Consider the following 12,195-nt stretch of genomic DNA (forward strand, 5'->3'; position numbering starts at 1 on the left):
GGTGGCGACCATGCTGGCAGCGCCGCGAAATGCCGGTCGCTTGCAAGGGATTGGCATTAGAATTCAGCCTCCCATTATAAACGAAGGCCCCATCGCAGACCGCCGCCAGGCGGGCGCCGGGGCCAGGTGCCTGGCATGAACCCATCGCAGTCCGCTTCTTCCCTGCCCCCTGCACCGGCCTCGCCGCCGGCCCGCCATTTTGCGCTGATCCCCGCCGCCGGCGTGGGCGCGCGCATGGGGGGGCAGATCCCCAAGCAATACCTGCCGCTGGCCGGCCAGCCCATGCTGCTGCATGCGCTGCAGAGCTTCGCTGCCCATGCGCGCATCGCCCATACCTTCGTGGTGGTCAGTGCCGAGGATGGCTGGATAGACGCCCTGATGACGCCGGCCCTGCTGCAACGCGTGAGCATCCTCCGTGTAGGCGGACCAACGCGCCAGGACAGCGTTTTCAATGGCCTCAACGCCCTGCGCGACCAGCTCGCCGATGCCGACTGGGTGCTGGTGCACGACGCCGCCCGACCGGGACTGGATGCAGCGCTGATCGACAGGCTGCTCGATGCCCTCGCCCAGGATGAGGTTGGCGGCCTGCTGGCCTTGCCGGTCGTGGATACGCTCAAGCGCGGCGATGGCGCATCCGCCCCGCGCTCAGAGCAGACCGTGCCACGCGCCGGCCTGTGGGCGGCGCAGACACCGCAGATGTTCCCCTATGCCCTGTTGCATCGCGCCCTGCGCCAGGCCCAGGAGCAAGGCCGGTTGAGCGAGATCACCGACGACGCCAGCGCCATCGAAATGCTGGGCCTGCGCCCACGCCTGGTCGAAGGCAGCCCCCGCAATCTCAAGGTCACGCTGGCGCAGGACGCCGCGCTGGCCGAATTCTTCCTGAAAGGTCCCCATCCATGAGCCACCCCATCCCCTTCCGTATCGGCCAGGGCTATGACTGCCACGTCCTGGTCGAAGGCCGTCCGCTGATCCTGGGCGGCGTCACCATCCCGCACCACAAGGGTCTGCTGGGCCACTCGGACGCCGATGCGCTGCTGCACGCCATCACCGACGCCCTCTTCGGCGCGGCCGCGCTGGGCGACATCGGCCGCCATTTCCCCGATACCGACCCGCAATTCAAGGGCGCCGATTCCCGCGTGCTGCTGCGCGAAGCCGGCAAACGCCTGGCGGCGGCGGGCTACCGGGTGGGCAATGTGGACGCCACCATCATCGCCCAAGCGCCCAAGATGGCCCCGCATATTGGCGCGATGGTGGCTCATATCGCTGAAGACCTCGGAATTTCCCCCGAACAAGTCAATGTGAAGGCGAAAACCAACGAAAAAATGGGATTTTTGGGGCGAGAAGAAGGGATTGCAACCGAAGCAGTTGCGCTCATCTACCGCCAAAATGAAGGAAATTGATGCGTAGGAAGTCGCCCGACAGCCTCGCGTAGGACAATGCCTGACACCCGCAAAGCCGCACCAGACAAGGGATTGCGGGCGGCTTTCTGCACCATCGGGCGGCATTGAGCGAAATCTAAAGCACCCGAAAAAGTCATTAAATATTTAAATTGAAGTTTCGTGCCGAAAATCTCTTGCATTCTCGATTTAATGAGTATAATCGTCGCGTCGTTAGGATTCGAGCTGGTAGTGCGGTCATCTCGCTGTCATTCCTCCCGAGTAACGATAAAGAGCCGGGCGCAAGCCCCAATCAATTAAATTTAGGAGTCCGTAATGGCAACTGGTACCGTCAAGTGGTTCAACGATGCAAAAGGTTTTGGCTTCATCACCCCCGATGAAGGCGGTGAAGATCTGTTCGCTCACTTCTCCGCTATTCAATCGAATGGCTTCAAGTCGCTGAAGGAAAACCAACGCGTTTCCTTCGAAGTGACCACCGGCCCGAAGGGCAAGCAAGCTTCGAACATCGTTCCGGCTGCTTAAGCTTTTCAAGCTAAAAAAAATCCCTGACTTGTCGGGGATTTTTTTCGTCCCTCGCTTTTGCAAAGTGACGAGATGAGCATCAAAAAAATCCCCGCCCTCTTGCGAGTGGCGGGGATTTTCATTCCTGCTGAAGCGATTCTGAATCAGATTTCTTCGTACAGCGGCAGCGTCAGGAATTCGGCAAAGGTCTCGGAAGTGGACATCTCTTCGAAGATCTTGGCGGCGCGGTCATAGGTCGGGCCGTCGCCTGCCACCTGTTTCACCTTGGCCAGCTCTTCCGGAATCATCGCGCGCACCATGTCGGCCGTGACCTTGCGGCCATCTTCCAGATTGCCCTTGGCGCTGCGGATCCACTGCCACACCTGCGCACGGCTGATCTCGGCGGTGGCCGCATCTTCCATCAGGTTGTGGATGGGCACACAGCCATTGCCGGCCAGCCAGGCGCCCAGGTAGTGGATGCCGACGTTGATGTTGTAACGCAGGCCAGCCTCGGTGATCGGCGTTTCCGGCTGGAAATTGAGCAGATCGGCGGCCTTCACGTCCACGTCCGGACGCTGCTTCTCGAACTGGTTGGGCTTGTCGCCCAGCACGGCGACGAATTCCTTCATGGATGCCTCGACCAGCCCCGGGTGCGCGACCCAACCGCCGTCATAGCCGTCTGTAGCGTCACGGCGCTTGTCGTTGATGATGCCTTGCATGGCGATGGCGTTCTTTTCCGGATCGTTCTTGATCGGGATCAGCGCGCTCATGCCGCCGATGGCCGGCGCGCCGCGCTTGTGGCAGGTCTTCAGCAGCAGCAGCGCGTAGGCGCGCATGAACGGCGAGGTCATGGTGACCTTGGCGCGGTCGGCCAGGCAGAAGTCCTTGTCGTTCTTGAACTTCTTGATGCAGGAAAAGATGTAGTCCCAACGGCCAGCGTTCAGGCCAGCACTGTGCTCGCGCAGCTCGTACAGGATTTCTTCCATCTCGAAGGCGGCGGTGATGGTTTCGATCAGCACGGTCGCCTTGATGGTGCCTTGCGGCAGGCCGATTTCATTCTGCGCCATCACGAAGATGTCATTCCACAGACGGGCTTCCAGGTGCGATTCCATCTTGGGCAGATAGAAGTACGGACCAGCGCCGCGCGCCAGCTGTTCCTTGGCGTTGTGGAACAGGAACAGGGCGAAGTCGAAGATGCCGCCGGAAATGCGCTTGCCATCCAGGGTCACGTGCTTCTCATCCAGGTGCCAGCCACGCGGGCGCACCACCAGGGTGGCGATCTTGTCGTTGAGCTTGTAGCTCTTGCCGTTCGATTCCAGCGAGATGGTGCGGCGGATCGCGTCATACAGGTTGATCTGGCCGCTGATCTGGTTGTCCCACACCGGGGAGTTGGAATCCTCGAAGTCGGTCATGTAGCTGTCCGCGCCCGAGTTGAAGGCGTTGATGACCATCTTGCGCTCGACCGGGCCGGTGATTTCCACGCGGCGGCACTTCAGCGCCTCGGGGATGGGGGCGATCTTCCAGTCGCCGGTGCGGATGGATTCGGTTTCCTTCAGGAAGTCCGGGCGCTCGCCAGCGTCCAGGCGCTTGACGCGCTCGGCACGGGCGGCCAGCAGTTCCTGGCGACGGCCTTCGAAGGCGCGCGAAAGCTTGGCGACCAGCGACAGGGCTTCAAAGGTCAGGATGTTCTCGTAACCCGGCTTGATGTCGCCGGAGATTTCCATGCCGGTGGGCAGCTTCAGTTGCGTCATGCTGGACTCCTCAAAAAGAAAGATGGACAGGTTGATCTTGTTTTCATGATTGTGCCTGAGTCGGTGCCGCTTTTTGCATCGCATCAGACACTTTATGTACGCAGTATATTTAAACTAAATCGATATGAGTGAAAGCTTTTATCAATTTATCTTTGCGTTTTAGTCACAAGTGAGCCGATAATCTCCCTGCCCACCCAGCCAACACCAGTGCGGCTTTGCCGCCTATCTGGCGGCCTATCGAGGAGCCCCGCATGGACCAGTTCAAGCAGATTTCGACCTTTGCCGAGGTAGCCGCACGCGGCAGCCTGTCGGCGGCGGCACGCGCCGAGGGCATCGCCCCGGCCATGATAGGCCGCCGGCTGGACGCGCTGGAGGAGCGCTTGGGCGTGAAGCTCTTGCAGCGGACCACCCGCAAGATCGTACTGACCAACGAAGGCGCGGCCTTTCTGGAAGACTGCCAGCGCATCCTGGCCGACCTGGAGGACGCCGAATCGGCCGTCTCCGAACGCAGCGCCCGCGCCAGCGGCCAGCTGCTGATCTCGGCCCCGGCCGGTTTCGGGCGTCAGCACGTGGCGCCGCTGCTGCCCTCCTTCCTCGCTGAACATCGGGATGTCACGCTCACGCTGAACCTGAACGATCGCATTGCCGACGTCATCGGTGAAGGCATCGACGTGGCCATCCGCATCGCCACGCTGACCGATTCCAACCTGGTGAGCGTGAAGCTGGCCGAGAATCATCGCGTCATCGTCGCCGCGCCCGCCTACCTGCGCCGTCATGGCACACCGCAAAGCCCGGACGAGCTGGTGCGCCACAACTGCCTGGCCATGAGCAGCGAGGGGAGCCAGCGCGGCTGGACGCTCAGGCAATCGGGCAAGGTGAGCGTCTACAAGGTGGGCGGCAACATGGTCTGCAATGATGGTGAAGTGCTGCACAACTGGGCGCTGGCGGGGCGCGGCCTGGCTTGGCGATCGATGTGGGAAGTCGGCGCGGCCATCGAGGCTGGGGAACTGGTGACCGTGCTGGACAAGTTCGCCGCCCCCGCCCCTTCCATCTACGCGGTGTTTGCGCAGCGGCGACACCTGCCGTTGCGCATCAGGGCTTTCGTGGATTTCCTCCGGCATGCGTATGCGCAGCCGGATTATTGGAAGAAAAGCGGCTGAGACAAGCTCAGACCAGCCGCACGCCGCTGCGACAACTGAGGCCCGACCTCACGCAGCGGCCGGTCTGCCACGATCACTACCGGCACTGCCCCCCAATGCGGTAGGCGGGTGACGGGCAATCACGGCAGCGTTTGTACGAGACGATAAATAATCAAAATACTTCTTCGTACAAAACCTGGGATGGTTCATAGGAAGTTTCCCGACTTCCAGCTTCACGCTCTTTCTAGTTAAAGAGCGATTCATCTCGCCGTCAGAAATTCTCACTATCACTTTTTTCCGGCGCCACCTTCGGTTGCATGTCTCTACCCAGAGGTTGCCTGCCGTTGCATGAGCGCTGATTCATCGGCACGTCTCCGCAGTTTCTTCGCACGTGCTTTGGTACTTGTCTGGCCTCTCCTTCATACGATTTTTCGTGCCTCGTAACGGCGAATCAAACGTAAGGCCAAGCCAGCCACATCTTCCGATGGATCGCCTTTGACGTAACGGTTGCCGGAAAAAATCCATCGGACAGCCATTCAATAGAGCGCTCAACTTGATGAATAAGAATTGAAATCCCTCTCCCTTCCCCATACCGGCCCTGCCATTCCAGCTTTTGGCTATTTACTTTAAATCCGTTCTGAAAGGACTGTGCACATGAACACGAATCAAACTCCCAGCCCATGGCAACAAATCATAGACAGGCTCGCCGGCCCGCCCAATGAGACGGTGCTGGCCGCGCGCAAAGGCAAGCCATTCTGGCTTCGACATCGTGTTTTCCTGGTGGGAATGTTCACTTCCCTGGCCTTGCTGGTCGCCCCCGAATTCGTCAATCAATGGAACCGCGTGCCTGATCCCGCCACCTTGCAAACACTGCAGGTTCGCATTCTGCGCACCGATCTGACCGAACCCCACCTATTGGTCGAGCTGCCCGACGGACAGCGACAGAGCATGGAATGGCCGGTTGACATCGGCCTGCGTGGACGATTCATTTCGCACGCCTGGACCGACGCCCAGCGTGAGAGCCTGCCGGGATGCATGGCCACAGTCCAAGGCGCTCCATTGAAGCTGACCCTCACCAAGCGCTTCCGGATATGGTCTCTTGATTGCCCCGAAAAAAATATCAGCATCAACTTCAACACCACAAGCAAGAGCCACGCCGAACGCCTGCTTCCCAGTCTGTTGATTGCGCTATGTATTTTTCTCCCGTGCGGCCTCTTTCAAGCGCTCGTTTTTCTTCGGGAGAAAAGAGGTCGTCTATGAGCACTAACAATATCTCGCTGTTGATTCGGACGGGGAGAGTTGGCAAGCCTCTCAATACTGCCAATGTCGGCGTCGGCGCGGAAGAACCCGACGTGAGTTCAATGCGTCCGGGCATCTCGACCAACGCAGGCAGAACCGCCCTCTCATCCCTCGCTGACACCGCGGACCATCCCTTTGGGCTAGGGGATATCGGATTGAAGCTGGTCTTGGGAGGACTGCTTGCATGAGCATGCCCCCTCCTCCCGGGCGATGGCACCGACTCATCGACAAACTCTCCGGTCCACCGCCCAATGAAGCGGTGCTGGCTACGCGAAAGGGTAAGCCATTCTGGCGCCGGTACTCTGCGTTTTCGTTGGGAATGCTTCTATCCCTGACGCTCGTCATCGCCCCCGAGTTCGTCAATCAGTGGAACCGGGTGCCGGATCTCTCCACGCTGCAAACACTGCAGGTCCGCATTTTGTACACCCAACAGACCGAACCTCACCTTTTTGTTGAGCTACCAAATGGGCAGCGACGTCAAATGGAGTGGCCGATTAACGTCAGCGTGGGTGGAAGGTTTCGATCGCACGAATGGACCGACGCTCAGCGCCAGAGTCTACCGGGATGCATGGCCACAGTACAAGGTACGCCCTTAAAGCTGACGCTTACTGAGCGCTTCCGGATATGGGCTCTTGAATGCCCTGAGCAAAATATCAGCATCAATTTCCACACTACAAGCAAGAGCCACTCCAAACGCCTGACCGCAAGTGTGCTCATCGGGCTCTGTCTTTTAATTCCGTACTACCTTTTTTATGTATTCATTTTTCTTCGTGAGAAAAGAGGTCATCTATGAGCACTAACAATATCGCCATGATAATTCTGACCGGTGGATTTGGTACACATCTCAACGCTGCCAATGTCGGCGCTGGCGCAAAAAACCCTGATGGTAGCTTCAACACGTCCGGCACAGTAATCGGCATCGCACAAACCACACATTCGGTAGTGGAATTTGCCACCATCGGTAGCAGTGCAGCGAAACATATGCCAATCGCGGGCGGAATATTAGGTTTATTGGGCGTTATAGATAGCGGCCGCAATATTTATGACGCCAAGGAAAAAGGTACACCCATCCAGCAATCTGACATCGCTGGAGTAGTCGGTGGCGTAGCAGCGATGATCGGTACGGGCGCGGCGCTCATCACAGTGGGCGGGGCGTTCATCCCGCTGGTCGTAACTGTAGGCAGCATCGCAACCGTGGTAGGTGTAGCCGCAAGCGCCTATCAGCTAGTCGCCGGCGCCGCCGGCTGGAAAGTCGATGTGGATCGCAATGTCACCCCGCTGCCGGTCATCGACGACGGCACACGCAGCATCGTGACCAGCGGAGACTCCACCACTGATCAGATCATCAAAGGCGTGGCCAACGCTATCGACACCATGACCAAAGCGGGGATGGAAATCGACAGAATTGCGGAGGTCATTGGCCAAGCCATCGGTCAGCTCACGAGCGAATTCGGCAGTAGCGCGCTCGGCGCAGCCCTGGACGTGAACAAGAACCTCGATGACATCATGACCCAGGTCTATGAACGCTGGACTCTTAGCCGCAACATTGACCCTCTTATTCTTGATCTGGACGGCGACGGGATCGAAACCATCGCACTCAGTGCCAACATTCACTTCGACCACGATCTCAGCGGCTTTGCCGAACAAAGCGGCTGGGTTGGACGAGACGATGCCCTGCTGGTGCGTGACCTCGACGGCGACGGCAAGATCACCAGCGGGGCAGAACTCTTTGGCGACCATACCCGGGTTGGCAATGGAGAACTGGCGGCCACAGGATTCGCCGCACTCGCCGATCTGGATGCCAATCGGGACGGCGTGCTGGACGTCAATGACGAGGCCTTTGCCAGTCTCAGACTCTGGCAGGATAGCAACAGCAACGGCATCACGGACGCTGGCGAGCTGATTGACCTGAACACCGCTGGTGTGAAGACGCTCAATGCGCGTTTTTCCGATACAAACCAGACAGATGCCGCTGGCAATACCCTGCGTCAACTGGGCAGCTATGTCGCTGCCGATGGCAGCACCCGCAGCCTGGGCGACGTCTGGTTCACCATGAACACCATGCGCAGCGTAGCACTCACGGAGCTGCCGCTGAGTGCGGCCATCGCCCGGTTGCCAGAACTCCCAGGCATGGGAAATACCCTGAGCCTGCGGCAAGCCGTCGCGCAGGACGCCAGCGGCTCCTTGAAACGCAGGATTGAATCGATCATGACCCTGACCGATCCAACTGCCCGTCGTGCTGCATTCGACGAGCTGTTGTTGAGCTGGAGTGGAGGCGACCGACGCGCCGTCAACAGCCGAGGCAACTTTATCAACGGCCGCATCCTCTACGCACTCGAATCCCTGACGGGCTTGGCGTGGCCGGGGGGAGGCAACCCCGCCAATGCAGCCACGGCGCAAAGCATCCTGGCGATCTGGCAGGACCTGGGCGATCGTCTCTTCCTGAGATGGGAGGTTCAAACGAGCTATAAGGACGATCTCAAGCAGTTTGGTCTGGCGTGGAACATGTCCAGCAACAACTTCATGCCGGACGCCATGCCACTGGTCGCGTCGTTAAAGCAGGCCATGCAGAGCGCTCCGGATACGACAAGAATGCACCTGTTGAGCCTGGGTGATACCTTGCGCCAATTGGGTGATCACGGACGGCCTTATCTCGATGCCTTGCATCGTGCAGGTCAACAGGATGAGTCGGAATTAGGCAAGTTGTTGCGTTCCACTGGTACGCCGGGAGCATTGATGCGAGGCAGCAGCGAAGATGACAATCTGTCCGGGGATGGGAACGACAACTTCATGTTCGGTGGAGACGGTGACGACAAGCTTTACGGCAATGCAGGTAATGACACCCTCATCGGTGGCAAGGGCAATGACCGGCTTCAGGGGGATGCGGGCAACGACACCTACTTATTCAATCAGGGCGATGGGGTCGATACCATCAGTGACGGCGATTACGTGGACGGAAATCTGGATACCCTGCACCTTGGTGCAGGCATCAATCCCTCTGGCACCGTCCTGGCGCGAGTCGGCAATCACCTGACCCTGACCTGGGGGACGGACGCAGTCACTTTGGAAGATTATTTCTCGGGGAACTACTACCGCATCGAGAAGATCGTCTTCGATGATGGAACAACCTGGGCCTATTCCGACCTCGCTTCCAGGCTGACCCAGACGGGCACTTCCGGCAATGAATACTGGACTGGACTGCGCGACCAAAGCAATCGCATGAATGGCATGGCCGGCAATGATTCACTCTCCGGCGGTCAGCTCGCCGATGTCATCGACGGCGGTGATGGTAATGACGACCTCCACGGCTATGCTGGCAACGATACTCTCGTCGGCGGCAATGGCAATGACACCCTCGAAGGAGATGCAGGCGATGACTCCCTTTCCGGTGGCAAGGGTAATGACCGACTGCAGGGGAATGCGGGCAACGATACCTACTTCTTCAATCAGGGCGATGGGGTCGATACCATCAGCGACGGCGATTACGTGGACGGAAATCTGGATACCCTGCGCCTTGGTGCAGGCATCAATCCCTCTGGCACCGTCCTGGCGCGAGTCGGCAATCACCTGACCCTGACCTGGGGGACGGACGCAGTCACTTTCGAGGATTATTTTTCGGGGAACTACTACCGCATCGAGAAGATCGTCTTCGATGATGGAACAACCTGGGCCTATTCCGACCTCGCTTCCAGGCTGACCCAGACGGGCACTTCCGGCAATGAACACTGGACTGGACTGCGCGACCAAAGCAATCGCATGAATGGCATGGCCGGTAATGATTCACTCTCCGGCGGTCAGCTCGCCGATATCATCGACGGCGGTGATGGCAATGACGACCTCCACGGCTATGCTGGCAACGATACTCTCGTCGGCGGCAATGGCAATGACACCCTCGAAGGAGATGCAGGCGATGACTCCCTTTCCGGTGGCAAAGGTAATGACCGACTGCAGGGGAATGCGGGCAACGATACCTACTTCTTCAATCAGGGCGATGGCGTCGATACCATCAGCGACGGCGATTACGTGGACGGAAATCTGGATACCCTGCGCCTTGGTGCAGGCATCAATCCCTCTGGTACCGTCCTGGCGCGAGTCGGCAATCACCTGACCCTGACCTGGGGGACGGACGCAGTCACTTTCGAGGATTATTTCTCGGGGAACTACTACCGCATCGAGAAGATCGTCTTCGATGATGGAACAACCTGGGCCTATTCCGACCTCGCTTCCAGGCTGACCCAGACGGGCACTTCCGGCAATGAACACTGGACTGGACTGCGCGACCAAAGTAATCGCATGAATGGCATGGCCGGTAATGATTCACTCTCCGGCGGTCAGCTCGCCGATATCATCGACGGCGGTGATGGTAATGACGACCTCCACGGCTATGCTGGCAACGATACTCTCGTCGGCGGCAATGGCAATGACACCCTCGAAGGAGATGCAGGCGATGACTCCCTTTCCGGTGGCAAAGGTAATGACCGACTGCAGGGGAATGCGGGCAACGATACCTACTTCTTCAATCAGGGCGATGGCGTCGATACCATCAGCGACGGCGATTACGTGGATGGAAATCTGGATACCCTTCGCCTAGGTGCAGGCATCAATCCCTCTGGCACCGTCCTGGCGCGAGTCGGCAATCACCTGACCCTGACCTGGGGGACGGACGCAGTCACTTTCGAGGATTATTTCTCGGGGAACTACTACCGCATCGAGAAGATCATCTTCGATGATGGAACAACCTGGGCCTATTCCGACCTCGCTTCCAGGCTGACCCAGACGGGCACTTCCGGCAATGAACACTGGACTGGACTGCGCGACCAAAGTAATCGCATGAATGGCATGGCCGGTAATGATTCACTCTCCGGCGGTCAGCTCGCCGATATCATCGACGGCGGTGATGGTAATGACGACCTCCACGGCTATGCTGGCAACGATACTCTCGTCGGCGGCAATGGCAATGACACCCTCGAAGGAGATGCAGGCGATGACTCCCTTTCCGGTGGCAAAGGTAATGACCGACTGCAGGGGAATGCGGGCAACGATACCTACTTCTTCAATCAGGGCGATGGCGTCGATACCATCAGCGACGGCGATTACGTGGACGGAAATCTGGATACCCTGCGCCTTGGTGCAGGCATCAATCCCTCTGGTACCGTCCTGGCGCGAGTCGGCAATCACCTGACCCTGACCTGGGGGACGGACGCAGTCACTTTCGAGGATTATTTCTCGGGGAACTACTACCGCATCGAGAAGATCGTCTTCGATGATGGAACAACCTGGGCCTATTCCGACCTCGCCTCCAGGCTGACCCAGACGGGCACTTCCGGCAATGAACACTGGACTGGACTGCGCGACCAAAGCAATCGCATGAATGGCATGGCCGGCAATGATTCACTCTCCGGTGGTCAGCTCGCCGATACCATCGATGGTGGTGATGGCAATGACAACCTCTACGGCTATGCAGGCAGCGACACCCTCATCGGCGGCGACGGCAATGATATCCTCAATGGGGATGCCGGAGACGACACCCTTTCTGGTGGCAAAGGCAATGACCGGCTGCGGGGGGAGGCGGGCAACGATACCTACTTCTTCAATCAAGGCGATGGCGTCGATACCATCAGCGATTTCGATGGTCGTACCGGCGTGGACACGCTCACGTTTGGCAGCGGCATCACCAGTGATCGCTTAGGCTTCAGCCACGTCGGCAACAACCTGGAGATTTCGGTGCTCGGTACTGCTGACAAGGTCATCATCGAAAACTGGTACATCAGCAGTTCCTACCAGCTCGAACGGATCAGTACCGCTGACAACGTCACTATCACCAATACCGCTCTGGAACGACTGATCCAGCCCATGGCTGGTGCAGGCGCCCCACCGATCAACACGGCGGTGATGCCACTGGTTTAGCGAAACGCAGCTCCAATGCGGGCAACCGGCTGACGCCAAGCAGAAACACGGTCAGCCATGCACAGCCAGGGAGCCACGGCGCCGAGCAGGGTAAGCACGTCCAGACCGTTCTGCACCTGGACGTGCTTTCACGGAGAATCAATCAGGCTTGGCTCAGGAACAACACTTCCTGCATGGCACTGCCCGCAAAGGAGCGGCTGA

The 12,195-nt window shown here is 58.7% G+C and carries 9 protein-coding genes; 8 read left to right on the forward strand and 1 reads right to left on the reverse strand.

Annotated elements, in window-relative coordinates:
- Positions 1–135 precede the first annotated feature (135 nt).
- From ispD to BGK68_RS22340, 3 genes are all read left to right on the forward strand, one after another.
- Positions 136–900, forward strand: a complete 765-nt coding sequence (gene ispD, locus BGK68_RS22330) for a 2-C-methyl-D-erythritol 4-phosphate cytidylyltransferase (RefSeq protein WP_075258870.1) — start codon at positions 136–138, stop codon at positions 898–900.
- Entirely contained in the window at positions 897–1,400 is a 504-nt protein-coding gene (gene ispF, locus BGK68_RS22335) for a 2-C-methyl-D-erythritol 2,4-cyclodiphosphate synthase (RefSeq protein WP_075258871.1), read from the forward strand. Before ispD ends, ispF begins: the two co-directional genes overlap by 4 nt.
- Positions 1,401–1,712: 312 nt before the next feature.
- The gene (locus BGK68_RS22340) at positions 1,713–1,919 is read left to right on the forward strand and encodes a cold-shock protein (protein WP_006464465.1); all 207 of its coding nucleotides are present in this window, start codon (positions 1,713–1,715) and stop codon (positions 1,917–1,919) included.
- 143 nt (positions 1,920–2,062) lie between these two features.
- On the opposite strand, the gene aceB is transcribed toward BGK68_RS22340, so the two are convergent.
- Complete coding sequence (gene aceB / locus BGK68_RS22345; protein WP_013234985.1) at positions 2,063–3,649, reverse strand: malate synthase A; 1,587 nt, start codon at positions 3,647–3,649, stop codon at positions 2,063–2,065.
- A gap of 251 nt (positions 3,650–3,900) precedes the next feature.
- Here aceB and BGK68_RS22350 point away from each other — a divergent pair, with 251 nt between their 5' ends.
- The 5 genes from BGK68_RS22350 to BGK68_RS22370 all read left to right on the forward strand — a co-directional run bounded on the left by BGK68_RS22350 (position 3,901) and on the right by BGK68_RS22370 (position 11,994).
- Complete coding sequence (locus BGK68_RS22350) at positions 3,901–4,809, forward strand: LysR family transcriptional regulator (RefSeq protein WP_075258872.1); 909 nt, start codon at positions 3,901–3,903, stop codon at positions 4,807–4,809.
- Between the two features lie 633 nt (positions 4,810–5,442).
- Positions 5,443–6,048 carry a hypothetical protein gene (locus tag BGK68_RS22355; RefSeq protein ID WP_075258873.1) on the forward strand — a complete coding sequence of 202 codons (606 nt, stop codon included), beginning with the start codon at positions 5,443–5,445 and terminating at the stop codon, positions 6,046–6,048.
- Positions 6,045–6,275, forward strand: coding sequence for a hypothetical protein (locus BGK68_RS22360; protein ID WP_075258874.1), 231 nt, complete (start codon positions 6,045–6,047; stop codon positions 6,273–6,275). Before BGK68_RS22355 ends, BGK68_RS22360 begins: the two co-directional genes overlap by 4 nt.
- Positions 6,272–6,880, forward strand: coding sequence for a hypothetical protein (locus BGK68_RS22365; protein ID WP_143433139.1), 609 nt, complete (start codon positions 6,272–6,274; stop codon positions 6,878–6,880). The genes BGK68_RS22360 and BGK68_RS22365 overlap by 4 nt, the downstream gene beginning before the upstream one ends.
- Positions 6,877–11,994 (forward strand): calcium-binding protein, encoded by a 5,118-nt coding sequence (locus tag BGK68_RS22370; protein ID WP_083657871.1) that lies wholly within the window; start codon positions 6,877–6,879, stop codon positions 11,992–11,994. The genes BGK68_RS22365 and BGK68_RS22370 overlap by 4 nt, the downstream gene beginning before the upstream one ends.
- The last annotated feature ends 201 nt before the right edge of the window (positions 11,995–12,195 follow it).

The sequence above is a fragment of the Herbaspirillum camelliae genome (genome assembly GCF_001929405.1).
GTDB lineage: Bacteria > Pseudomonadota > Gammaproteobacteria > Burkholderiales > Burkholderiaceae_D > Herbaspirillum > Herbaspirillum seropedicae.